The sequence below is a fragment of the Brevibacillus panacihumi genome (assembly GCF_003710985.1).
GTDB classification, from domain to species: domain Bacteria; phylum Bacillota; class Bacilli; order Brevibacillales; family Brevibacillaceae; genus Brevibacillus; species Brevibacillus panacihumi.
The window spans coordinates 1-23,635 of record NZ_RHHT01000029.1 but is presented as its reverse complement, the minus strand read 5'-3'; the positions used below and the strand labels follow the sequence as shown (position 1 = coordinate 23,635).

Sequence of the window (23,635 nt, the reverse complement as noted above, 5' to 3'; positions counted from 1 at the left end):
CCGAGCCTGCGCTCCGCTTCAACAATAGATGATTGGAGGTTATGAACATGTCCATGACAAACAGTACGACGGTGCTTTCCAGCAATCAGCCGCCGAAGGTAGAGATCAGCCGCCGCCAGATGGTAAATGCATCGATCGCATCTCTTCTGGGATGGGCTCTTGATTTGTTTGATCTCTTTGTCCTTCTTTATGTGGCACCCGTAATTGGCAAGCTCTTTTTTCCCACCGAGCTGCCTACGCTTTCCCTGGCAGCTGTCTATGCTTCCTTCGCCGTCACACTTCTGATGCGGCCGATCGGCTCCGCTTTGTTTGGTTCGTACGCGGACCGAAAAGGGCGCAAAAAAGCCATGATTGTGGCTGTCATCGGTGTCGGCGTAGCCACGGCCTTGTTTGGAGCATTGCCGACGGTACATCAGATTGGTGTCGGCGCATCGATCATCTTTTTGATTCTCAGGCTGGTGCAGGGCATTTTTGTAGGCGGCGTGGTTGCCTCGACGCATACGATCGGTACAGAATCGGTCCCGCCGAAATGGCGCGGATTCATGTCCGGGTTTGTCGGGGGCGGAGGTGCAGGTCTGGGCGCTTTGCTCGCTTCCATCGTCTACTTTATTGTCTCTGAAGCATTTCCCGGCGAAGCGTTTGATGCATGGGGCTGGAGATTTATGTTTTTTGCCGGCATCCTCAGCGCTGTGCTAGGCGTGTTTGTTTTCAAATCGCTGGAAGAATCCCCGTTGTGGCTGCAAGCCCAGCAAAAAAAGGAAGCGGCGAAAAAACCGGAGGGGTCGCCTGTCAAAATGATTTTCACGCAATACCGGAATGTGCTTTTGGTCAATCTCATGCTCGTGACCGGCGGCGGAACGGCTTACTATCTCACATCCGGTTATTTGCCTACTTTCCTGAATGTCATCAATAAGGTGTACAGCGGTACCGCTTCTCTGATTCTCATGGGAGCAAGTGTAAGCGCCATCATTTCGGCCGTCTTGTTTGGCTATCTCAGTGATGTAATCGGCAGGAAAAAGACCTTTTTGCTCATTGGCTTCATCAATCTGATTCTGTTGCCTGTTCTCTTCATTCAATTGGGAAGCGCAACCTCAATCCCGATGATCACCTTCTACGCCCTCGCGCTGGCATTTTTGGGCAATGCAGCTTATGCCCCGATCCTGATTTTTCTCAATGAACGCTTCCCGACATCGATCCGGTCGAGCGGAACAGGTCTTTCCTGGAACATGGGCTTTGCGGTCGGGGGCATGATGCCTACCTTTGTCACGCTGGCGAGCGGAACGACCGAAAATATTCCTTACTCGCTAATGGGCTTTTCAATCGCCGTGTTTGTGGTGTATGTCATCGGCAGCTTGGTGATACCGGAGACCAAGGGCAATTTTGAATAACGAGAGGAGGTTGTCATGCGACTCGTGGTAGGGATTTCGGGGGCGAGCGGAGCCATTTATGGCGTGCGGATCGTAGAGCAATGCTGCAAATTGGGCGTGGAGGTTCATCTGGTGGTAAGCAACACAGCGATTCGCACGATCGAGTACGAAACGAATTACCGGATGGAAGATTTGCGGAGGATGGCGAGCAAGGTATACGACAACCAGGATCTGGGGGCTGCGATTTCCAGCGGCTCGTATCTGGTCGACGGCATGATCGTTGCGCCATGTTCCATCAAAACCCTCTCCGGAATCGCCAACAGCTACAATAGCGAGCTGTTGACGAGAGCCGCGGATGTGCAATTGAAGGAACGCAGAAAGCTGGTGCTGATGCTGCGTGAGACGCCGCTCCACCTCGGCCATATCCAGCAGATGCTCGCGGTCACGCAGATGGGAGGAATCATTCTCCCCCCGGTCCCGTCTTTTTACCATCTTCCGCAAAGCATCGACGACATCGTGAATCAAAGCGTGCAGAAGGCTCTCGACCAATTTCGTCTGGAAGCCCATCTGTTTGAGAGATGGCAGGGTATGGAGCAAGGAGAAAAAAAGAGGGAGGGGTACAGGTGACCCGATATTACAATTACATTGGCGGAGAGTGGACGTCCTCCGTTTCGGGAGAGTGGTTGGAATCTTTTAATCCCGCTACGGGGGAGCTGGTAGGATACGCACAGAACTCTGCAGTTCAGGACGTGGAGCAAGCGATAGACAAAATGTACGAAGTCTTTCAGAGAAGCGATTGGGGATACAATCCCAAGAGGCGTTATGAAGCATTGCTTGGCTTGGCGCAAAAAATGGAGGAGCAGCTCGAACGCCTCGCTGTCATTCTAACCCGCGAGCAGGGAAAGACGATCAAGGAATCCCGCCAGGAGCTGGCCGGCTGTGTCGATACGCTAAAGTATTTCGCAGGTGCGGCACGGACGGTGTTTGGCCGCTCTGTGCAACTGGAGCCGCATAATTTTGGCGTCATCACCAAGGAGCCGATCGGCGTAGTCGGGATCATATCGCCGTGGAATTGGCCTGCGCTTTTGATGATTCGGGAGCTTGCTCCGGCACTCGCGGCGGGCAATGCGGTGCTGGTAAAACCGGCTAGCCTCACGCCAGCTATATCTGTTGAAATATTCAAACTGATTGATCAGGTGCCGCAGTTCACCAAGGGTATTGTCAGTATCGTGACAGGTCCCGGCCGAAGTATTGGGGCTGCAATGGGGACGAGCAAGAAGATGGATATGATCAGTTTCACGGGGGATACATCAACAGGTAAACAGATCATGGAGATGGCCACCAGCAATATCAAGAAGCTGGCGCTGGAATTGGGCGGAAAATCTCCCAATGTGGTATTTGCAGATGCCGATCTTGACAAGGCCATTCCCGTGATCGGCCGTTCCATTTTCATCTCTGCGGGGCAGATCTGCATGGCTGGTTCACGGCTGCTTGTACATGAATCCGTAAAAGGCGAGGTCTTGTCGCGCATGAAGCGATACGCGGAGAATCTGCGTGTCGGCAATGGATTGGAAGAGTCGACCGACATGGGACCGGTCGTCAATCAGGCTCAGTTGGAGCTAATCGCCAATTACTGTGAAATTGGGCGGAAGGAAGGAAAAATCGTCACAGGGGGCCAGCGGATTACAGGCGGAGCATTTGATCAGGGAAGCTTTTTTGCACCGACAATCATCGATGAGTTGCCTTCGCATTGCCGCGTCGTGCGCGAGGAAATATTTGGTCCGGTGCTCGCCGTTCAAAGCTTTGCGAGTGAAGAAGAGGCACTCGAGATGGCGAATGACTCAGACTTCGGCCTGTCAGCAGGGGTGTGGACTCGTGACCTGAATCGGGCGATGCGCATGTCGAAAGGAATCCGCGCGGGGACGGTCTGGATCAATACGTACAATAAAAATTTCCCGGAGGCAGAGTTCGGGGGATACAAGCAGAGCGGATTAGGCCGCACCCGGGGCGTGGATGGACTGATGGAGTACTGCGAGACGAAGCATATTCATTTTGAAATCGATGAATTGCCGAGCGAAGAGGGGAGAGAAGACCGATGAGTGCGAATCAAAGCGTGCAGGGAATCGAATCCCCTTTTTCCTTTCACTTGCCCACCAACGTCCAGTTCGGGGTGGGCAGCGCATCCCGTCTTGGAGAGATGCTTTTGTCGATGGGCGTACGCCGCGTCTTCCTCGTCACAGATCAAGGAGTGCGACAGGCGGGACTTTTGGATGGAGTGATACACTCACTGGAAGAAAAAGGGCTTCATTACCAGATCTACGCCGATGTCGAGCCTGACCCCAGTCTGGAGACCATCCAAGCGGGCGCAGCCATGTTCCAGCAGCAGTCCTTCGACTGCATGGTGGCGATCGGGGGAGGCAGTCCGATCGATACGGCCAAGGGAATTCGCGTGTTGGCGGCAAATGGCGGCGGCATCGGCCAGTATGCGGGCGTCAATCGCGTCCCTGCAGCATCCGCGATCCCGTTGATTGCAATTCCGACCACTTCCGGCACGGGGAGCGAGGTGACGATCTTTGGAGTTTATTCCGACTGGGAGAACCACGTCAAGATAACCGTAACAAGCCAGCATATGGCTCCATCGACCGCCTTGATCGATCCTGCCCTGACGTTGAGCTTGCCGGCAAAAATGACGGCTGCGACTGGAATTGACGCGCTGGCCCACGGGATCGAGACGTTTTTTTCCCTGCGTTCCAGCCCGGCTTCCGATGCCCTCGCCATCCATGCGATGAAGATGATTGCGCCGCATTTGCGCCGAGCGGTTCGAGACGGAGCAGACATGGAAGCCCGGATCGGAATGTCCCAGGGCAGCGTTCTGGCCGGGATGGCATTTAACAACGGCTTCTTAGGCCTTGCTCATGCCATCGGTAGCGCGCTCTCTGGACATTGCCACGTTCCGCACGGGGTGGCTATCGGCTTGCTGCTGCCGCATGTGGTGGCGTTCAATACCCCGGTGCGTCCGGAAAAAGCGGAGTTGATCGCAGATGTTCTGGGCAGCGTTCAGAAAGAAACGGGAACGGCAGCTGAATTGGTTGGTCAGCTTGTCCGTGATATTGGTCTCCCGCAAAGACTGCAGGAAGTGGGTGTTCCAGAAGCTAAGCTGGTCGACATCGCCAAAGACTCCTTTAAAAGCGGCATGATGAAATGGAATCCCCGGCTGCCGACCGAGCAGGAAGTCCTGGAGCTTTTGCAAAAAGCGTTTTAATCATTTCATTTCGTTGAGGAGGAATGAAAAATGAAGGAGCAAGTCAATATGACGACTTCTGACGATCTGATTCCAGGTCTCGACAAAACCACGGATGAGGTGGCATGGGATTTGTATCGAAAAGCGATCCGTTTTGGCACCTGGGACCCTGCCTCCATAGATCTGACGCAGGACAAAAAGGATTTTGCAGAGCTGGATGAGGATCTCAAGGGTTATCTGATCCATTTCTGCACCGGTTTTTTGGATGCGGAGGAGAATGTCGCTCTCAAATTCTGTCCGTGGATCATGCTGGGTTCCTCGACGGAGCAGCAGGCGTTCTTAAGCACGCAATTGCTGGAGGAATTCAAGCATACGCAATTTTTCATGCGTTATTTTCAGGAGGTATTTGGCCGGGAGCGCATATCCGGAGTCAAGAATGTGGTCCAACAAAAGCTGGATGATCGGGTAAAGACCATGCTTGCAGCGTTGGAACTGGGGGAAGAAGAGCGGGAGGCTGCCTTGGTGGAAGGCTTGACCCACTATCAGGGCGTGATCGAGGGAGTCCAGGCCATGACGGGGTATGAAGTCTTTGAAGCCGTATACGGCAGCAAAGGCTTGCTCCCCGGATTGGCAGAAGGATTCGCCCGCATCAAGGAAGACGAAGGACGTCATGTGGGCTTCGGGTTGCGCATGCTGAAACTGCTGGCTCGAAATCCCTTGCACGCCAAGCGTATCGATGCGTTGCTCAACGAATACCTGCCGCATATCCTCATTCGCTACGACCAGCCGATCATCGTGGACGGAAAAGAGTATCCGACCCCGCCAGAGGTGAGGGGGCGCGAGCGATTGACGAGAATGTATCAGCGCAGATACCGGGATATTTTTGGGAAACAAGCAAGTGTTTAATCGAAGGAGGGGGGAGAAGCCATGCGAAGAGCGCAGACATTACGCACTTGGCTGGAGTATTTGCGACAGACAGAACGCCTTGCGACCATCGAGAAGCAGGTCAGCCTTCAGTACGAGCTGGCAGCAGTCACAAAAAAGCTTGATGGTGTGAAGGCGGCCTTTTTTAAACAAGTAGAAGACTACAGCATCCCTGTGGTCTCCGGCATCTGCTCGACGCGGGAGCAGTTTGCCGAGGCGATGGAGACCGATCCTTATGACGTCATCAGGAGGTTCACGGAGGCGGTCGCATCTCCGCTCCCCTGCAAGCAGGTCGGAAATGATGAGGCTCTTGTAAAGGAGAACATCATTAGGGAGGACATCGATCTAATGCGGTTGTTGCCGATTCCGGTTCATCATGAAAAGGACGCGGGCAACTATTTGACTGCAGCACTCTTCATCGTCAGGGACCCTGTCACGCGCAAGCAAAATGTCTCCATTCATCGGCTGCAGGTAACGGGCAAGAATCGCCTCGGCGCGTTGCTTCTCCCCAGACATACTTATCATCTCTACAAACAGGCGGAGAGTGCAGGGAGGGCGCTGGAGTGTGCGATTGTCATCGGTGTCGATCCCTTGACCCTACTGGCCTCGCAAGCAAGTACGCCCTTTGGGGTAGATGAACTGGAGATTGCGGGAGCGCTGCGAGGTGAACCGCTTGAGGTCGTTCGCTGTGAGACTGTGGACATCGACGTGCCTGCTTTTGCCGAAATCGTGCTGGAAGGAAAAATCCTGCCGCATGTACGTGAGCCAGAGGGACCGTTTGGAGAGTTTCCGAAATACTACGGACCGAGAAGCGATAAAGAGGTTGTGGAAATCATGGCGATTACGCATCGTCATCAGCCGATCTTCTATACCATCGTGCCAGCGGGCTATGAGCATCTTCTGCTCGGGGGTATTCCGCGGGAGGCCAGTTTGCTGCAATCGATCAAACAAACGGTACCGGGTGTGAAGGCGGTGCATATGAGCCTGGGCGGCACCTGTCGTTATCATGCCATCGTGTCCATTCTCAAGCGAAATGAAGGCGAGGGAAAAAACGCGATATTGGCCGCACTGGCAAACAGCTTCGACATCAAGCATGTCGTCGTAGTGGATGAAGACGTCGACATCTTTAATATGGAGGAAGTCGAATGGGCGATCGCCACACGTTTTCAGGCAGAGCGCGATCTGGTAGTTGTCCATGGCGCCCAGGGTTCGAAGCTGGATCCCTCTACGGATGAAGGAGTAGGCTCCAAGCTGGGATTCGATTGTACGATTCCACTCGACAGCGAGCCGATGCGCTATCTTCGGATCAAAATTCCACAATACGATGGTATCAACCTGGAGGATTACCTGTAAAAAGGCAATTGTCCGGCAAAAAACCATTTCTGTCCAAAAACTGTACGCTTCATGCCATAACCGGACACAGTACAACGGTGTAAAGACGCACAGGATCAACGAAATGCTCGACTGGTATCCAACTTGCATTCCTTTTTCTGGGAACTGAAAAGAGGAAGGAGAGGATGGCTTGGATATTCGAAACACTGTCGTCGCGGTCACAGGCGGAGCATCCGGTCTAGGCGAAGCAACAGTGAGATACGTGGTAGAACGTGGCGGGAAGGCGGCCATCCTGGATGTTTCCCGGGAAAAGGGGATTGCGCTTGCTCAGGAGCTGGGAAGAGATTATGCCACCTACGTCCATGCTGACGTGACGAGCGAAGAGAGTGTACGGGATGCCGTCGATCAGGTCGCCGGAACCTTCGGGACCATTCACGCTGCCGTCAACTGTGCAGGCATCGGAATCGCCCAAAAAACCTTGTCTCGCAACGGCCCGCATCGCATGGATGCCTTTTCCAAAGTCATCTCTGTCAATTTGATCGGCTCCTTCAACGTCATTCGGCTGGTGGCAGAACAGATGGCCGGCAATGAACCAAACGAGCAGGGAGAAAGAGGTGTCATCATCAACACAGCCTCGGTCGCCGCCTATGAAGGACAGGTCGGTCAGGCAGCCTACAGTGCCTCCAAAGGCGGCATTGTGGGAATGACACTCCCGATTGCGCGTGATCTCGCCCCTTACGGCATTCGCGTCATGACGATTGCTCCCGGATTGTTCGACACGCCGCTTTTCGATACGCTGCCGCGCGCTGCCAAGGATGCCATGGGAGCGATGGCTCCTTTTCCACCGCGCCTGGGAGAGCCGCGGGAATACGCCAGCCTTGTGGGCCATATCATCGAAAACACCATGCTGAACGGCGAGACGATACGCTTGGACGGGGCCATCCGCATGCAGCCGAAGTGAGGAGCTTGTGCGTCAAGCCAACTGGATCAATGGCATGAAAATTTGGTATATTTGTGTAAATAAGAGACCTCTGCATGCAAAGCAGAGGTTTTCATTATGGAGGTAGCCATGATCAAAGAACGATTGCGTGAATTGGGTTTGGAATTGCCACAAGCTGTCCCCTCGCTTTACCAGTATGTGCCCGTAGTCGTGCACCAGGGGATCGCCTACATCAGCGGCCAAGTGCTGAGAGTCGACGGCAAAATTCCGTATGTAGGAAAGGTTGGGCAGGACGTCACGATCGAACAGGCGCAGGAGCTGGCGCGGGTCTGTGTCCTCAGGGGCTTGAGCTGTCTGGAAGCGGAAATCGGCAGCCTCGATCGGGTAGAGCGGGTGCTGAAGATCAACGGTTACGTGCAGTCGGGCACTGGATTTTCCCAACAGCCGCAGGTGATGGATGCCGCATCCGAGCTGCTAATGCAGATTTTCGGGGAGAAAGGGCGCCATGCCAGGACAGCTGTCGGCGTAGCGGAGCTGCCTGGCAATACGCCGGTCGAAATTGATTTTATTATCGCTGTAAAATCGTAAACGGGGGAGAGACGTCCATGATCAGTCTAGAAAACATCATTGCAGCACGAGAGGCGATTGCCGACACCGTTCACTTCACTCCTTTGCTTCATTCCGACCAGTTGTCCAAACAATGCGGCAACAAGCTGTTTTTCAAAGCCGAGCATCTGCAGAAGACAGGTTCCTTCAAAATACGAGGGGCAACCAACAAGGTGAAGCAGGCGGTTGCACAAGGAGCCACTTCCGTCACGGCGGCTTCCTCCGGCAATCACGGACAGGCAGTCGCCTATATTGCCAATAGGCTGGGGATCCCCGCGACGATCGTAGTCCCGGAAGATGTAGCGACGTGCAAGATGGAAGCCATCCAGGCCTACAACGGCAAAGTGGTGAAATGCGGACTGACATCAGCCGAGCGCCTGCCCAAGGCCAAGGTGATTGCCAAAGAGGAGAATGGCGTGTACATCCCTCCTTACGACGATCCGTTGATTATGGCAGGCCAAGGGACGATCGGCCTGGAGGTCCTCGAACAATTGGAGGATGTCGATGCGATCCTGGTTCCCATCGGCGGAGGAGGGCTCATCTCCGGGATCCTGACCGCGATCAAGGAAACGAAGCCCGCGGTCCAGGTCATCGGGGTAGAGCCGCAGCTAGCCAACGACACGTACCTCTCCTTGCAAAAAAACCAGCTTGTCTCCATCCCGGGAACCGCGACAATCGCCGATGGCCTGCGCACCTCGCAGCCAGGTGATCTTACCTTCCCCGTGCTGCAGAAGTACCTGGACGACCTCGTTCTGGTCAGCGAAGAAGAGATTCGCGAGGCATTTCGCCTGGTGCTGGAACGCATGAAGCAAGTGATCGAGCCATCCAGTGCGACGACGGTAGCGGCAGCCTTGTTTGCAAAAACGACTCTGCGGGACAAGAGAGTCGTCTCCGTCATTTCGGGAGGCAACGTCGATATCGATCAAATCGCGGCTTTGCTGTCCTGATCGGGAAATGGGAAAAAAATCCACCTTTTGCGTCGGTTTGGCACGATAAATTTCTTCTCGCGCCGGACATCCTTCAACAGGCTTCACACGCTCCTTTTCCTAGAATGAAGGCAAATAGGGAAAGGAATGAGGTGAAGCAAGATCGGAAGTCTTCAAAAAACGCTGGCAGCATGGGGCCTCACATGCCTGTTGACTGTAGCCGGAGGTGCACCCGGACTCGTCATGGCTACGGAACAGACGAACCAGCCTGCGCAGCAGCAGATGCAGGCGGAAGAGCTCCAGATCGTCTTTGTTGGGGATATCATGCTGGACAAAAGCGTCGGTGCACAGATCGCCAAGCATGGGGTGGACTACCCGTTTCAAAAGACAGCAGCTATCTTGCAGCAGGCGGATTTGACGATCGGGAATCTGGAAACATCCGTGAGCACGCGGGGAAAAGCAGAGCCAAAAGAATTTGCCTACCGCTCCAAGCCGGAAACGCTCAAAGGCTTGGTGAATGCTGGATTCGATGTCGTCAACCTGGCGAACAACCACTCGCTGGATTACGGAATGGATGCGCTGTTTGACACGATCCAACATCTGCAGACAAATCAGATCGCCTGGGTGGGAGCGGGAAAAAACGAGGCGGAGGCGTTCGCCCCTTATCTGACGACAATCAAAGGCAAACGGATCGCCGTGCTTGGGTTGAGCCGCGTTTTGCCCAATCGCCAGTGGTTCGCAGGGAAAAACAAGCCGGGACTTGCGCATGCCTACACGGATGAACCGATGCTGACCTATGTCAAAAAGGCGGCAGAGGTCGCAGACATCACCATCGCCGTCATGCATTGGAACCTGGAATACAAGGATGTGCCCGAACCTTATGCGCGTGCGATGGCCCGCAAGCTGATCGACAGCGGCGTAGATGCCGTCGTCGGTTCGCATCCGCACTCGGTGATGGGCATTGAGTTCTACAAGGATGCTCCCATCTACTACAGTGTCGGCAATTTCGTGTTCACGACATCCTACAACCCAAAAGGTCGCGAGGCGATCATGGTCAAGCTGGCATTTGCCGATCAGGATCAAGGTATAAAGACCAGCGTCATCCCCGTGAAAATCGTCAACGGCCAGCCCGTACCCATGGATGCAGCGGGCAAAAAGCGGATGATCGAAAAGCTGAACCAGATTTCATTTGATGCCAAGGTAGATGCGGACGGAGTCGTGACCAAGAAATAAGAAAGACACCCTGAGAAACCCACACACCATTAGCATTGGAGATCGAGTGAAGCCGGCCAAGGAAAAAGAGGAGAAAAGCGAAGGCATTTGGGATCTTGACCAAGCCGTAATGGAAAAGGCGGAACACGCATTCAGCGGCCAACCCTGAATCACTTCTTCGAAGTGGGCTGCTTTTGGCCGCGGTTCCGCCTTTGCAATGAAGGCGTCCAGGGATGACCCCCGGCAAAGATCCCAACCCGCCGGAGCGTTCTGCACTACCCCCTGAGAAACCCACACGCTATCAGCTCGAAGATCGAGTGAAGCTGGCCGAGGAAAAAGGGAAGAAAAGCGAAGGCATTTGGGATCTTGACCAAGCCGTAATGGAAAAGGCGGAACACGCATTCAGCGGCCAACCCTGAATCACTTCTTCGAAGTGGGCTGCTTTTGGCCGCGGTTCCGCCTTTGCAATGAAGGCGTCCAGGGATGACCCCCGGCAAAGATCCCAACCCGCCGGAGCGTTCTCCTCTTTTTCCTCCCCACCACTGCAGCTCGACGACACCCCCCTAAACATTTTCAACCAGATTGGACAGGGCAGGATCAGGGAGGAACTTTTTGGATACATCCGGTAATTACGGTTAACTCTGCCTGAGGGGACCTGAAGGCCGCATATCGTGGATTATCAAGGATGAGTCCCCGTCGAGCCTGTGCTAACATAAAACGCGTGTTAACCATAACGGCTTCATGAAAGGAGTACAGATCCACCTGCCAATCAAATAAGGGCCTAGTTCCGTTCAGGACGGAAGCGGGGGAACCACCTCTGGGGTTAATTCTGCATCGAGCAGAAGGGATGCCAAACTGCCATCCTACCCGTCAGCTAACCTCGTCGGCTAAAGCAGATCATGTATGAACACCTTTTCGCAGGGAATCGCAGCACTTGTTTGTTTGGAAAGAGCTCCAAACAAGGAGGTTTCTTTTGCGCTGCCTGCTTTATGAAGAACGATCGGTGCATTTGCTTTTGCCCCCCGGGATGGCCCTCGGCTGGAAGAAGCAATGCGCCGTTTTTTTGTTCTATCCAATTTTTTTGGTATCCATTTTTGACAAGGGGGAGCAAGGAATGAAAAAAAGCATGATGAGTTTCGTATGTACGGCAATTTTGTCCAGCAGCCTGTTGTTTGCGGGATGTTCTGCAGACACGGCGCAGATAGGAGCGCCGGGAGGAGAGCAGGCGTCAGGAGGATCGACGCTGGAAAAAGCGAAACAGCAGGGCGTTGTCACAGTAGGCTTCGCCAATGAAGTGCCATACGCCTATGCGACACCGGACGGAAAGCTGACGGGAGAGGCCGTAGAGGTGGCGCGTGTCGTTCTGGAGCGCATGGGCATCCCGGAAATGAACGGCGTTCTGACCGAGTTCGGCTCGCTGATACCCGGCTTGAAGGCAAACCGTTTTGACATTATTACAGCCGGCATGTACATCACACCCAAACGAGCGCAGGAAGTCGCTTTTGCCAATCCCGAGTACAGCATTGGAGAAGCGATTGCGGTGAAGAAGGGGAATCCGCTGAACCTGAAAAGCTACGCGGACATTGCAGCCAATCCTGCTGCCAAAATAGCGGTGATGGGCGGAGCGATCGAGATCGAATACCTGGAGAAAAGCGGTGTGAAAAAGGAACAGATGGTGCTCGTTCCCGACCAGCCGTCTGCAGTCTCGGCTCTGCAATCCGGACGTGCGGATGCGATCACGATGACAGGACCCTCTCTCCAAGCCGTGCTGGATAGTGCGAAGGACGACAGCCTGGAGCGAGTGATGGACTTTGTTCAGCCTGAGATCGACGGCAAAAGTGTCCGTGGCTATGGCGCAGCCGCCTTCCGCAAAGAGGATGCAGATTTTGTCGCGGCCTACAACGCGGAGTTGCAAAAGCTGAAGGAGTCAGGAGAACTGCTGAAAATTTTGGAGCCGTTCGGTTTTACCGAGCAGGAATTGCCGGGTGAGATGACAGCAGAGGAATTAGTCAAGGAATAAGGCAATCCGCTTAGGAGAGGAATGAAGGATCATGGTGTCTGTCGATTTATTGCCGCTGCTTTATCAGGGAGCCGTTACGACTCTCAAGGTCACCGTACTGTCGATGGGCGTAGCGTTTCTGCTCTCGTTTGTGGCGGGATTCGCCCGACTTTCCCGCCGAAAAAGCATTCGTCTGGTCAGTTCGGTCTACGTGGAGGTATTTCGCGGCACCTCGCTGATCGTCCAGTTGTTCTGGCTGTTCTACGCGCTGCCGCTGCTGGGGATCGAGCTGACTGCGCTGGCTGCCGGGGTCGCAGCATTGGGCCTCAACTACGGGGCGTATGGATCGGAAGTAGTGCGAAGCGCCATTCTTGCAGTCCCAAAAGGACAGACGGAAGCGGCGATTGCGTTGAACATGAGCCCGATGCTGCGGATGAGACGCGTGATTTTGCCGCAAGCGATGGTCATCATGCTGCCGTCCTTCAGCAACTTAGCGATCGAGCTGCTGAAAGGGACATCCCTGGTCTCGCTGATTACGATGGCCGATCTGACGTACCAAGGAATGATTTTGCGCACATTCGATGCTTCCAGAACATTTGAAATATTCGGTCTCATTTTGTTGCTGTACTTTGTCATGGCGTATCCGTTGACGCTGATGATGCGTTGGCTGGAACGACGTCTTTCCGCGGGGAGGGTGTAGGCGATGTGGAATTGGAATTTTACCTGGAGTACCTTGCCGCACATTCTGGACGCGATGAAAATGACCATCCTGGCGACGATCGTCGGTTTTGCCATCGCATTGGCAGGAGGTTTGCTCCTGGCGATGGGGCGTCGTTCCAAGAATCGCCTGATTTCGCTGGTTGCCACCGGAGTGATCGAATTCGTCCGCAGTACGCCGCTCCTGGTGCAGTTGTACTTCCTTTTCTACGGCTTGCCGGCGATCGGCATTTCTTTGGGCCCTTTTGCCGCCGGAGTGCTGGGGCTTGGCATCCACTACAGCGCCTATCTGTCAGAGGTATACCGCTCCGGGATTGACGCCGTGCCGCGCGGTCAGTGGGAAGCTGCCAAGGCCTTGAACTTTACGCGGTGGACGATGTGGCGGCGCATCATTCTTCCCCAGGCGATCCGTCCGGTAGTCCCGGTTCTCGGCAATTATTTGATCGTCATGTTTAAAGAAACGCCCGTCCTGTCCGCCATTACGCTGGTCGAAATGCTCATGGCAGCCAAGATGATCGGGGCAGAATCCTTCCGCTATCTGGAAGCATTCACGCTCGTAGGGATTCTTTTCCTGCTTCTCAGCTACGCCTCATCGCTGTTGATCAGAAGGCTGGAACTGAAATGGAACCGCACGTAAAAAAGGAGGAAGCAATCATGAACTTTGCAAGTAAGGATGCTCCCGTCGTTCGTTATCGGAAGGTGAGCAAGTCGTTTGGAGACCTGACCATTTTAAGGGAAATTGATCTGGACATCGCATCCGGCGAAAAGATCGCCGTGATTGGCCCCAGCGGCTCAGGCAAGACCACGATGGCCCGTCTGCTGATGACCTTGGAGGAGCCGAGCTCGGGAACGATTGAGGTGGATGGAGAGCATCTCTGGCATAAAACGGTGAATGGCAAACTGGTGCGGGCGGATGAAAAGCACCTGCACAGCATCCGCGGCAAGATCGGGATGGTGTTTCAGCACTTCAATCTGTTTCCGCACATGAGCATTCTGCGAAATGTAACGGAGGCTCCGATACACGTTCTGGGTCTCGATAAGGATGAAGCGGTCGATCGGGCGATCACCATGCTGGGAAAGGTAGGACTCGCCGACAAGCTGGACCATTATCCCGCACAGCTTTCCGGCGGTCAAAAACAGCGTGTCGCGATCGCGCGTGCCTTGGTCATGCGTCCGAAGGTCATGCTGTTTGACGAGGTGACCTCTGCGCTCGACCCGGAGCTGGTCGGAGAAGTGCTGGCGGTCATTCGGGAGATTGCGGCAGAAGGCGAGATGGCGATGCTTTTGATTACCCACGAGATGGATTTCGCCCGTGATGTGGCAGACCGGATCATTTTCACCGACGGAGGCCGGATTGTGGAGCAGGGGACGCCCGAACAAATTTTTTACAAGCCAGAAAGCCCGCGCCTGCAGACGTTCCTAAGCCGTTTTCGCGCCGGATGACGCACCGTGTAGCAGCGCTTTGAAAGGAGGTGATACAGATCAAGACGAGCGAGAAGATTCGTACAGGGCAGATCAGCCTGCGTTCGCCGACAGAAGAAGACGGCGCATCGATGTGGCGGCTGGCGCCGGCGCGCGGTATTTCGCTGCATGACGGCGGTCGGTCGACCACATGCCTTTGGCTGTACGCTCCAGTTTTACCACCGGGGAAGGAACCAGGGTGGGGGGGAGTCCCCGGCTGGGTCTGATCGGCCGCGCCTTGCCCTTGCACACCGGGAAGAGCCGGGTGGATGCCGGGTTGCCATCGTGTGCATGGTACATACCGCTCTCGGTCTTGATAGTAAAATAATCCAAACAATAGCTGTGATGCCTTAGCAATAAGCCCCTCTATGTCTGTCAGGCATGGGGGTTCCATATAAGTGTGAAATTATCTAAATCTTTAGTATTGACACCATAGTTGCGAAAAAACTAAAATAAAGACATGAAAAAATAAACTTTGTTTTGTATATGAAACGATGTGCAGATTTATGAGAGAAAGGAAAGGCAAAGCTGCTTAGGAAAGAGCAACAGGTTGTAAGAGCCTCTTTTTTTTAGTCATATTCGGAAACATCGTTTTATATTTGAAACATTATGAACAAACTGAATATGTTTCATCGGCATTGCTTGCTCCAAACTACATTATTCCACAAGAGGTGATTTCCTATGTTGGGCATTACCCATCTGCGTCACATCAGCTTATTTACGCCGGTGTTGCAAGAACAAGCAGATTTTTACGAAAAAATATGGGGACTCGATAAGCTGCAAGAGGACGAGAACAATGTGTACTTCCGCGGCGCTGGCTCAGAGAACCACATTTTGCATCTGCAAAAAGGGGAAAAAAGAGGCTTGCACCATATCGCGTTCGGTGTCGTCGACAAGCATGCTGTCGATTCGGCTGCGGAAAAACTGAAGGAATTGGGCATTCCCGTCATTCAAGAACCAGGCTATCTGGACGAAGCGGGAGCAGGATACGGGCTTCGCTTTCTCGATCCGGAAGGCAGATGCATCGAGCTGAGCTGCTGGGTAGAGATTCATACAAAGGATTGGAGCAAGAAAAACGTCGATCCGATCAAATTGAACCATGTCGTCATGAACACCAAAGACATCGACATGATTACGGAATTTTATACAAGAGTGCTGGGCTTCAAGGTTACGGACTGGAGCGAGCATCAAATGGTCTTCCTGCGCTGCAACAAGAACCACCACTCGCTTGCGTTTAACCAGGACGAACACGCTTCTGTGAACCACATCGCCTACGAGGTAGAGAGCGTCGACGAAGTGATGCGCGGGATCGCCAATGTCCGCAAAGCAGACGTCGAACCGATGTGGGGACCAGGACGTCACGGCCCGGGAAACAACATCTTCTGCTACTTCCGCGATCCAGCTGGATACGTCATGGAATACACTTGCTACCTGACTACGGTAGAGGATGATGACAAGTGGCAAGCATTGGTTTGGAAACGCGTACCTCATCTGATGGACCAATGGGGCATCGCAGGTCCGCCGCCGCCAGGAGCCCGCGCATCCATGAAAGGCGATCCGGACGAAGGCTGGGCGACCAAACTGGCCAAGAAAGACTAGCATCGACGACAACCAGCCAGCGCTGAAGAAGGAGTGTTGAAAAAGATGGATCTGGGTCTGAAAAATAAAGTGGCGATTGTCATGGGCGGAACTTCCGGCGTCGGCTTGAAGACGGCAGAAATGTTCCTGCAGGAAGGGGCCCGCGTCGCGATTTGCGGGCGAGACCAACAGAGAATGGAAAACGCTTGCAAGCATCTGGAGCAGTTTGCTCCTGCCGAGCAGGTTTTTGCGAAAACCTGTGACGTGACAAGCAAAGAAGACGTGCACAGCTTTATCGACGGCACTGCGGAACACTTCGGCGCTGTCGATATTCTGGTCAACGCAGCGGGCCAAAGCGTCATGGGCTATTTCTTCGACATCACGGATGAGCAGTGGAGACAACAAATTGACTTGAAGTACTTTGCGATCATTCACGCCGTGCGTGCTGCTTATCCGCATCTGCTCAAGCAGGGCGGCGGCCGCATCATCAACATCAATGCGACGCTGGCAAAAGAACCGGAGCGCCATATGGTAGCGACTGCTGCGACACGAGCAGGGCTGCTGAACCTGAGCAAGACTCTTTCCCAGGAGCTGGCTCCCCACAACATCACGGTAAACTCGGTAAGTCTCGGCTTGATAGCGACGGATCAATGGGAACGCAGACGCCTGAAAAATGCGCCTGAGATGGATCCGGCAGAGTATTACAACGACTTGGCGAAAAAACGCAATATTCCAATGGGCAGAGTCGGCCAACCCGAAGAAGTGGCAAGTGCGATTCTGTTCCTCGCCTCCGCGCAAGCAAGCTACGTATCGGGATCGACGATTGAAGTAGCCGGAGCTTTGGGGAAAGCGCTTTAATAACGAAAGAGTCTGAAAGGGGTACATCATGACTACGAATGGACAAATGGAATTTACGACAGCAGACGCGGTAGTAGCCGAGCTTGTACGCGCCGGGGTAGAAGTCGTTTTTGGTGTCGTCAGCATTCACAATATGCCGATTTATGACGCATTGCTCCGCGAGGGGAGCATCCGTATCGTCTGCTCCCGTGGCGAGAGCGGTGCAGCCAATATGGCGGATGGATACGCAAGAGCGACAGGCAAGCTGGGCGTCGTGATTACGAGTACAGGAAGCGGCGCAGGAAACGCAGCCGGTTCACTGGTAGAAGCATGGGCAGCAGGGACGCCTGTCTTGCACCTGACTGGTGAAGTCGGTTCGAAATACTTGGGCACAGGCAGAGGCTACATCCACGAATGCAAAGACCAGCTTTCCATGATGAAGGGCTGCTGTAAAGAAGCGTACCGTCTGCGCAAGCCTGAGCAAGCGGCTTCGGTCGTGCGTCAGGCGATCGTCACTGCGACGACGGCTCCTGCAGGTCCGGTATCGCTGGAAATCCCGATTGATTTCCAATCCGCGATCATCCCGCAAAGCAAGATCGAATCCGTGCAGGTGGCCTGTGCGACACCGGCAGCACCTGTGATTCCGGCAGAGGTTGTCGATATGCTGGCGAATTCCCGTCGCCCGGTGATTTGGGCAGGCGGAGGCGTCATTTCTGCAGGCGCTTCCCAAGAGCTGACCAAGCTGGCTGAACTGACTGGAGCAGCTGTGATTACCAGCCAATCCGGCAAAGGCTCGATCCCAGAGGATCATCCGCAATGCATCGGTCACTTCGCAGCTTATGAGGCAGTTAAAGAACTGCTGAAAAATGCGGATCTGCTGGTTAGCGTAGGGGTTCGTTTCCGCGGCAACGAGACGGCCAACTGGAAAGTGACGGCTCCTGAAGCACATATCAGCATCGACGCCGACCTGAGTGCGTTCAACCGCAACTACGAAGTGACGCATGGCCTCTTGGGCGAAGCGAAGCCGATCCTGGCCGCCCTGAACGAAGCCTTGCAAGCAAAAGGTGCTGCTCCTGAGGCAGCCTACGTAGATGAAGTAAAATCTGTCCGTGAAAAAGTCCGTGCAATCCTGCGCGAGACGCTTGGACCTTACGAAGCAATTGTCGACGGCATGCGCAGAGTGCTGCCGAAAGACGCCATTCTCGTGCGTGATGTAACCGTTCCAGCCAACGTATGGGGCAGCCGCTTGTTCGAAATCTACGAGCCTCGCACTTCCATCCACGCTTCCGGAGGCGGTATCGGACAAGGTTTGCCGACTGCGCTCGGTGCCCAGATGGGACAGCAGGATCGCGTGGTCGTATTGATGGCGGGAGACGGCGGCTACATGCTGAACGTGGGTGAAATGCCAGTTGCTGTACAGGAAAATCTGCCGCTGATCGTTCTCTTGTTCGACGATGCAGGCTACGGCGTCCTGCGCAACATCCAGGATGCAGCTTACGGACGTCAGGTAGCCGTCGATCTGGTCAGCCCGGACTTCGTGATGCTGGCGAAATCGATGGGCTATGAATCCAACCGCGTCGGTTCCCCCGAAGAACTGGTCAATGAGCTGGAAGCAGCAGTAGCGCGCAGAAAGCCGACCATGATCGTAGTAGATATGAATGCCGTAGGTCCGATGGCCAAGCCGTTTGGAGGCCCTCCAGGAGCGGCAGACGCCTTTAAGCCGAAAAAACTGTAAGGAGGCCGAACAAACATGACGACACGATATCCAAGCATCTCCGGCCAATTTCTGATCAACGGCGAATGGATTCAGGGGGGGAAGGTCACAGATGTGACCAACCCCGCTGACATTTCCGAAGTGGTTGGACAGGTGGCTCTTTGCACAAGAGAAGAAGTGATTCAAGCGATCGATGCGGCTGAGCGCTCGTTCCCCGCATGGGCAAGCACGCCGGTAGAGAAAAGAGCGGAGCTGGTAAAAGCAGCCTCCGAAAAACTGGCGGAAGTGATCGAGTCCACTGTGCCGCTGTTCGTCCGCGAAAACGGAAAACCGCTTGTCGAAGCCAAAAAAGACATCATGCGCTGTGTCGAGATCATGAGCAAGGGCGCAGATGCACTTGTGAAATTTTGGAAAACAGAAACGCTCCCAGGCGGTCAGATGGTGCAAATCCGCCGTCGTCCCCGCGGTGTAACGGCCGTCATCTCCCCGTGGAACTCACCGATGATTCTGACTTACAAACGCGTCATTCCAGCCGTATTGGCAGGAAACAGCGTCGTTGTCAAGCCGGCGACCGACTGCCCTTTGACTGTTCTCGAAACCCTCAAGGTGGTAGCCGCCCAGTTGCCGCCAGGCGTCATCAATATCGTTACAGGCTCGGGTGCTTTGGTGGGAGACGTGGTCTGCCATGATCCACGCGTCCGCACGATTGCGTTTACAGGCAGCACCGAGACAGGAAAACAAATCATGAAAATGTCTTCGGGAACCGTGAAAAAGCTGTACATGGAGCTGGGTGGCAATGACCCGGCGCTCATACTCGAAGATGCCGTGCTGGACGAAACAGCGATGCAGCGCATTCGCATGGGAATCCTCCGAGCAGCCGGTCAGGTATGCTCCGCGATCAAGCGCGTGTACGTGCATGAATCCCGCTATGACGAGTTCCTCGAGAAGCTGACCAAGGAATTCCAACGCATGATCGTCGGCAACGGCATTCAGCCGGATGCCATGATGGGTCCGATCAACAACAAAGCCCAGTACGATTATGTAAAAGGCTTGATCGAGCGCACCAAGAGTGAAGGCGCTCATGTCGAAACACTTGGAATCAAGCTGGATGAAGAATCCTGGGACAAAGGCTACTTCATGCTCCCTTCGATTGCCACTGGTGTAACACAAGACAGCGAGCTGGTTCGCGCAGAACAGTTCGGGCCGATCATTCCTGTATTGAAATTCTCCGATCTGGATGAAGCCATTGCGATGGCGAATGACACCGAATTCGGATTGCGCGCTTCCGTCTGGACAGCCGATCAGGAAAAGGCTGAAGGAATTGCCGACCGCCTGGAAGCGGGAGCTGTGTTCTTTAACAACCATACGATTTTCCAAGACTTGCATTATGACTTCCCAGGCCTGAAAGAGAGTGGACTGAGCCGCGAAACCGAATGGTGCAGCATTGATTTGTTTGCAGACAAATACGGATTTGCCAATTAACAGCTTTACGCCCACACTCAACTAGTGCATCTTACATCAGGAGGCGCAGATTATGCTAAGCAAAAACATGCGATGGGTTTATATTTCAATCCCAATTTTCTTCTTCTGGTTCTTTGGGCAAATTGACAAGCTTGGCATCTCTGTTATCCAGACGGATCCAGCATTTTTGGCAGACATGGGCCTGACTGGCGATGACAAGAACGCAAAGATTGGCTTTCTGACCTTTATCTTCACAGTCGCGTATGCATTGTCCAACCTGTTTTGGGGCATCGTCATCGATAAGCTCGGCGCCCGCAAGACAGCGATCCTCGGCTTGGTCATCTGGGGAATTACGATGATTATGGCGGGCTTGGCAACCTCTTATGAAACGTTTTTAGTCTCCCGGATTATTCTGGGGATCGGCGAAGGGATCATGATTCCGGTATCCGGCAAATTTATTGCGAACTGGTTTAATCGCAAGGAGATTGGCCGTGCCCAATCCTCCTGGATTTCAGGCAACTATCTGGGACCAGCGATCGGGGCACTTGCCTTGACTGCCATTATTGCCAACTTTACCTGGCATAGCGCCTTTTTCTTGCTGGCAGCGTTCAACCTGCTGATCAACATCCCGATGTTCCTGTATTTGACTCGTGAAACACCGGAAGAACATCCGAAAATGAGCAAGGAAGAATTGGCTTTCATCCGTCAGGAAGACGTCGTGAGCAAAGCGGAAGACCGTCAAAACTTTGCGCAAGACTTCCGCTACTGGATGGTTTGGATCGGAATGCTCGCATCCTCCTTCCTGTTCTTCGGGATCAGTATCTGGCTGCCGACCTACCTGACACAAGGGAAAGGATTCGCGATCGAAGAGATGGCTGGAATCACTTCCTTGTCCTGGCTGTTCGCCTTGATCTTCGTTCTGATTTGCGGTTATCTGGCGGACAAAACACAGCGACCTTCTCTGCTGGCCACTATCTTGTTCGCGCTTTGTGCGATCTTCCTGACCATTGCCTCCAATGCATCGAACCCGGTTCTGGCGGGTGTATGTCTGGGGCTGGCGATGGGGACGCAGGGCGGCGTGTTCCAATTGAGCAATCTGTTTATCGTCAAATTCTCCACTCCTGAGACAGCAGGCCGCGCAGCAGGCTTGATGGGCTTCACGAATATTCTCGGCGGTTTTTCCAGCTACATCATGGGCTGGCTGCGTGATGCGGCAGGCGGCGACTTCGGCACATCCATCATCATGCTAATCGTAGTCGCGATCATCGGTTTCCTGGCGTATATCACCACCCTGAAGAAAGAAGGGGCAGAAGTGCTCCTGTATAAGAAAGCATCACTGTAAATGGAAGATACAGAAAGATCAAAATGCTAGAAACGGAGTGATCACGAATGAGTAAGCCAGAAGTGCTTCTTGACGAAATGACCCGTGAAGAGACCCTTCAATACCTGAATGAAACGGTACGGCCGGAGGAAGGCGTCATTCCTGCCTATATCCTGGCGGACCCTACCATTTATAAATTGGAGCATGAAAAAATCTTTATGAAAACCTGGATTCTCTTGGGCCATGAGTCCGAGCTTTCCCAGAAAAACGACTATCTGACTCGTGATCTGGCGGGCTATTCCGTCATTATCACTCGCTCTTCGGACGGAGAACTCCGCGCTTTCTACAACATGTGCACACACCGCGGCATGAAGCTCTGCCGTGCGGACAAAGGGAACAAGGCCAACTTCACCTGTCCGTACCATGGCTTCAACTTCAAAAATACCGGGGAACTGATCGGGGTGCCGCTGCAAAACGACATCTACGGCGACAAAATGGACAAATCCAAAATGAGCCTGAACAAGGTCACCATCGCCACCTACAAAGGCTTGATCTTCGGTACCTGGAACGACAATCCGCAGCCGCTGGAAGACTTCCTTGGCGACTACAAATGGTATCTGGACATGGTGTTCGGCCGCACCGAAATGGAAGTCGTAGGACCTCCGCAGAAATTTATCGTTCACTCGAACTGGAAAATCGGTTCTGACAACTTCGTCAGCGACTCCTACCACACCATGGTGACTCATGGATCGATCGCAGCATTGGGCATGGTGCCAAGCGCAACCTATTCCAAGCGCGGCTATCAGGTTCATACCAACAACGGCCATGGCTGCAACATCGGAATGCCGAACCCGGACTTCGCGTTCCCGGAAAACCTGATCGACGAGTACAAGGCGAATCTGTCGGCCGCTCAATTCGAGATGATGTCCAATCTGAAAAATCTGATTGGTACCGTTTTCCCGAACCTGTCGATCCTGGTGTCCCATACCAAAATCAAAGACCAATTGATCTCCAATACCACGATGCGCCTGTGGAAGCCAGTCGGACCAGACAAGATGGAAGTCATGACCTGGTTCCTGGTAGAAAAAGGCGCGACAGAGGACTGGAAAGAGCGTTCTCGTGAAGCGTACATCCTGACATTCAGTCCATCGGGGATCTTTGAACAGGATGACACAGAGGTATTTACCGATATTACAGCTGCTGCCAGCGGCACAATGCCATACACCAAGCAACTGACCTACAACTACACGATGGGCATGCATCGCGAGCCCGTGAAAGACTTCCCGGGTCCAGGTGTAGCTTATCCGGACAAATTCTCCGAAGCTGGCTCCCGCAACTTCTACCGGTACTGGCTCGACCTGATGAACTCGTAATTTGTGGAGGAGGATGGACACGATGAGCATGGAAATGATGCTGGCAACACATGAATTTCAGCAATGGCTGTACCGCGAGGCGAGTCTCTTGGACGAGATCGACTTCGACGGCTGGTTTGCCCTGATGCACAAGGATCTCAAGTACGTCATGCCGGTGCGCGTAAACAAGGAAGGGATGGAACGTCCTGACTATGCGACGGACATGTTTGCCTTCAACGACGATTACGAGCTGTTGAAGCTGCGTGTCGAGCGTCTGAAAACCGACTACGCCTGGGCGGAAATGCCGCCTTCGCGTACGCGCCGCAACGTCAACAACGTGCGCGTGATGGAATTCAAGCCGAATGAAAAAGCGGTGGTAAAAAGCTATTTGATGCTGTACCGCAGCCGTTCCACCGATATTTTCCACGATATTGTTTCGGGCGAGAGAACGGATGAATTCACGTATGTAGACGGCGAGTGGAAGCTTTCCAAACGCTTCTTCCTGATCGACCAGACGACCATCAACACACGCAACCTGGCTATATTTGTGTGAAAAACGTCCCCTCTCATCGGGGGATCGAAACATCTCGACGTTTTTCATAAAACTCGATATGACCGCTTGCGGTCATACAAAACGGTCATGACCG

At 53.7% G+C, this 23,635-nt stretch carries 22 protein-coding genes and 1 riboswitch; all 22 genes read left to right on the top strand.

Annotated elements, in window-relative coordinates; all coding sequences use genetic code 11:
• The first annotated feature begins 47 nt into the window (after positions 1–47).
• Positions 48–1,388, top strand: coding sequence for an MFS transporter (locus EDM58_RS14040; protein WP_246000731.1), 1,341 nt, complete (start codon positions 48–50; stop codon positions 1,386–1,388).
• 15 nt (positions 1,389–1,403) lie between these two features.
• Positions 1,404–1,994 (top strand): UbiX family flavin prenyltransferase, encoded by a 591-nt coding sequence (locus EDM58_RS14035; RefSeq protein WP_122913872.1) that lies wholly within the window; start codon positions 1,404–1,406, stop codon positions 1,992–1,994.
• On the top strand, positions 1,991–3,466 hold the full coding sequence (locus tag EDM58_RS14030) for an aldehyde dehydrogenase family protein (RefSeq protein ID WP_246000730.1): 1,476 nt from the start codon (positions 1,991–1,993) through the stop codon (positions 3,464–3,466). Before EDM58_RS14035 ends, EDM58_RS14030 begins: the two co-directional genes overlap by 4 nt.
• A complete protein-coding gene (locus EDM58_RS14025; RefSeq protein ID WP_122913870.1) occupies positions 3,463–4,629 on the top strand; it encodes an iron-containing alcohol dehydrogenase family protein in 1,167 nt (388 codons plus the stop codon). The genes EDM58_RS14030 and EDM58_RS14025 overlap by 4 nt, the downstream gene beginning before the upstream one ends.
• Before the next feature lie 30 nt (positions 4,630–4,659).
• The gene (locus EDM58_RS14020) at positions 4,660–5,514 is read left to right on the top strand and encodes a R2-like ligand-binding oxidase (protein WP_122913869.1); all 855 of its coding nucleotides are present in this window, start codon (positions 4,660–4,662) and stop codon (positions 5,512–5,514) included.
• Positions 5,515–5,535: 21 nt separating this feature from the next.
• Entirely contained in the window at positions 5,536–6,885 is a 1,350-nt protein-coding gene (locus EDM58_RS14015) for a UbiD family decarboxylase (RefSeq protein ID WP_122913868.1), read from the top strand.
• A 169-nt stretch (positions 6,886–7,054) separates the two neighbouring features.
• Complete coding sequence (locus tag EDM58_RS14010; protein WP_122913867.1) at positions 7,055–7,825, top strand: 3-hydroxyacyl-CoA dehydrogenase; 771 nt, start codon at positions 7,055–7,057, stop codon at positions 7,823–7,825.
• A 108-nt stretch (positions 7,826–7,933) separates the two neighbouring features.
• Positions 7,934–8,392 carry a RidA family protein gene (locus EDM58_RS14005; protein ID WP_122913866.1) on the top strand — a complete coding sequence of 153 codons (459 nt, stop codon included), beginning with the start codon at positions 7,934–7,936 and terminating at the stop codon, positions 8,390–8,392.
• 17 nt (positions 8,393–8,409) lie between these two features.
• Entirely contained in the window at positions 8,410–9,357 is a 948-nt protein-coding gene (locus EDM58_RS14000) for a threonine ammonia-lyase (protein ID WP_122913865.1), read from the top strand.
• A 222-nt stretch (positions 9,358–9,579) separates the two neighbouring features.
• Positions 9,580–10,569, top strand: coding sequence for a CapA family protein (locus EDM58_RS13995; RefSeq protein WP_122913864.1), 990 nt, complete (start codon positions 9,580–9,582; stop codon positions 10,567–10,569).
• Positions 10,570–10,781: 212 nt separating this feature from the next.
• Positions 10,782–10,967 carry a hypothetical protein gene (locus tag EDM58_RS13990; RefSeq protein WP_122913863.1) on the top strand — a complete coding sequence of 62 codons (186 nt, stop codon included), beginning with the start codon at positions 10,782–10,784 and terminating at the stop codon, positions 10,965–10,967.
• Between the two features lie 349 nt (positions 10,968–11,316).
• Positions 11,317–11,451, top strand: a riboswitch (cyclic di-AMP (ydaO/yuaA leader).
• A 211-nt stretch (positions 11,452–11,662) separates the two neighbouring features.
• Positions 11,663–12,568 carry an ectoine/hydroxyectoine ABC transporter substrate-binding protein EhuB gene (ehuB, locus tag EDM58_RS13985; RefSeq protein ID WP_122913963.1) on the top strand — a complete coding sequence of 302 codons (906 nt, stop codon included), beginning with the start codon at positions 11,663–11,665 and terminating at the stop codon, positions 12,566–12,568.
• A gap of 31 nt (positions 12,569–12,599) precedes the next feature.
• Entirely contained in the window at positions 12,600–13,247 is a 648-nt protein-coding gene (gene ehuC, locus EDM58_RS13980; protein WP_122913862.1) for an ectoine/hydroxyectoine ABC transporter permease subunit EhuC, read from the top strand.
• A 3-nt stretch (positions 13,248–13,250) separates the two neighbouring features.
• On the top strand, positions 13,251–13,901 hold the full coding sequence (gene ehuD / locus EDM58_RS13975) for an ectoine/hydroxyectoine ABC transporter permease subunit EhuD (RefSeq protein WP_122913861.1): 651 nt from the start codon (positions 13,251–13,253) through the stop codon (positions 13,899–13,901).
• Between the two features lie 17 nt (positions 13,902–13,918).
• On the top strand, positions 13,919–14,707 hold the full coding sequence (ehuA, locus tag EDM58_RS13970; RefSeq protein WP_183187509.1) for an ectoine/hydroxyectoine ABC transporter ATP-binding protein EhuA: 789 nt from the start codon (positions 13,919–13,921) through the stop codon (positions 14,705–14,707).
• A 699-nt stretch (positions 14,708–15,406) separates the two neighbouring features.
• Entirely contained in the window at positions 15,407–16,324 is a 918-nt protein-coding gene (locus tag EDM58_RS13965; RefSeq protein ID WP_122913859.1) for a VOC family protein, read from the top strand.
• A gap of 45 nt (positions 16,325–16,369) precedes the next feature.
• Positions 16,370–17,161 (top strand): SDR family oxidoreductase, encoded by a 792-nt coding sequence (locus EDM58_RS13960; protein WP_122913858.1) that lies wholly within the window; start codon positions 16,370–16,372, stop codon positions 17,159–17,161.
• Positions 17,162–17,189: 28 nt separating this feature from the next.
• Entirely contained in the window at positions 17,190–18,875 is a 1,686-nt protein-coding gene (locus EDM58_RS13955; RefSeq protein WP_122913857.1) for a thiamine pyrophosphate-binding protein, read from the top strand.
• A 15-nt stretch (positions 18,876–18,890) separates the two neighbouring features.
• Entirely contained in the window at positions 18,891–20,336 is a 1,446-nt protein-coding gene (locus tag EDM58_RS13950; RefSeq protein ID WP_122913856.1) for an aldehyde dehydrogenase family protein, read from the top strand.
• A 52-nt stretch (positions 20,337–20,388) separates the two neighbouring features.
• Positions 20,389–21,657 carry an MFS transporter gene (locus EDM58_RS13945; RefSeq protein WP_023558094.1) on the top strand — a complete coding sequence of 423 codons (1,269 nt, stop codon included), beginning with the start codon at positions 20,389–20,391 and terminating at the stop codon, positions 21,655–21,657.
• 47 nt (positions 21,658–21,704) lie between these two features.
• Positions 21,705–23,009, top strand: coding sequence for an aromatic ring-hydroxylating dioxygenase subunit alpha (locus EDM58_RS13940; RefSeq protein ID WP_023558093.1), 1,305 nt, complete (start codon positions 21,705–21,707; stop codon positions 23,007–23,009).
• Between the two features lie 22 nt (positions 23,010–23,031).
• Positions 23,032–23,541, top strand: coding sequence for an aromatic-ring-hydroxylating dioxygenase subunit beta (locus EDM58_RS13935; protein ID WP_122913855.1), 510 nt, complete (start codon positions 23,032–23,034; stop codon positions 23,539–23,541).
• Positions 23,542–23,635 lie beyond the last annotated feature (94 nt).

Excerpts from the sequence above, each read along its gene's own strand:
- EDM58_RS14040 (WP_246000731.1), top strand. The coding sequence starts at position 48 with ATGTCCATGACAAACAGTACGACGGTGCTTTCCAGCAATCAGCCGCCG.
- EDM58_RS14035 (WP_122913872.1), top strand. The coding sequence starts at position 1,404 with ATGCGACTCGTGGTAGGGATTTCGGGGGCGAGCGGAGCCATTTATGGC.
- EDM58_RS14025 (WP_122913870.1), top strand. The coding sequence starts at position 3,463 with ATGAGTGCGAATCAAAGCGTGCAGGGAATCGAATCCCCTTTTTCCTTT.
- EDM58_RS14020 (WP_122913869.1), top strand. The coding sequence starts at position 4,660 with ATGAAGGAGCAAGTCAATATGACGACTTCTGACGATCTGATTCCAGGT.
- EDM58_RS14015 (WP_122913868.1), top strand. The coding sequence starts at position 5,536 with ATGCGAAGAGCGCAGACATTACGCACTTGGCTGGAGTATTTGCGACAG.
- EDM58_RS14005 (WP_122913866.1), top strand. The coding sequence starts at position 7,934 with ATGATCAAAGAACGATTGCGTGAATTGGGTTTGGAATTGCCACAAGCT.
- EDM58_RS14000 (WP_122913865.1), top strand. The coding sequence starts at position 8,410 with ATGATCAGTCTAGAAAACATCATTGCAGCACGAGAGGCGATTGCCGAC.
- EDM58_RS13995 (WP_122913864.1), top strand. The coding sequence starts at position 9,580 with ATGGCTACGGAACAGACGAACCAGCCTGCGCAGCAGCAGATGCAGGCG.
- EDM58_RS13990 (WP_122913863.1), top strand. The coding sequence starts at position 10,782 with ATGACCCCCGGCAAAGATCCCAACCCGCCGGAGCGTTCTGCACTACCC.
- ehuB (WP_122913963.1), top strand. The coding sequence starts at position 11,663 with ATGAAAAAAAGCATGATGAGTTTCGTATGTACGGCAATTTTGTCCAGC.
- ehuC (WP_122913862.1), top strand. The coding sequence starts at position 12,600 with ATGGTGTCTGTCGATTTATTGCCGCTGCTTTATCAGGGAGCCGTTACG.
- ehuD (WP_122913861.1), top strand. The coding sequence starts at position 13,251 with ATGTGGAATTGGAATTTTACCTGGAGTACCTTGCCGCACATTCTGGAC.
- ehuA (WP_183187509.1), top strand. The coding sequence starts at position 13,919 with ATGAACTTTGCAAGTAAGGATGCTCCCGTCGTTCGTTATCGGAAGGTG.
- EDM58_RS13965 (WP_122913859.1), top strand. The coding sequence starts at position 15,407 with ATGTTGGGCATTACCCATCTGCGTCACATCAGCTTATTTACGCCGGTG.
- EDM58_RS13960 (WP_122913858.1), top strand. The coding sequence starts at position 16,370 with ATGGATCTGGGTCTGAAAAATAAAGTGGCGATTGTCATGGGCGGAACT.
- EDM58_RS13955 (WP_122913857.1), top strand. The coding sequence starts at position 17,190 with ATGACTACGAATGGACAAATGGAATTTACGACAGCAGACGCGGTAGTA.
- EDM58_RS13950 (WP_122913856.1), top strand. The coding sequence starts at position 18,891 with ATGACGACACGATATCCAAGCATCTCCGGCCAATTTCTGATCAACGGC.
- EDM58_RS13945 (WP_023558094.1), top strand. The coding sequence starts at position 20,389 with ATGCTAAGCAAAAACATGCGATGGGTTTATATTTCAATCCCAATTTTC.
- EDM58_RS13940 (WP_023558093.1), top strand. The coding sequence starts at position 21,705 with ATGAGTAAGCCAGAAGTGCTTCTTGACGAAATGACCCGTGAAGAGACC.
- EDM58_RS13935 (WP_122913855.1), top strand. The coding sequence starts at position 23,032 with ATGAGCATGGAAATGATGCTGGCAACACATGAATTTCAGCAATGGCTG.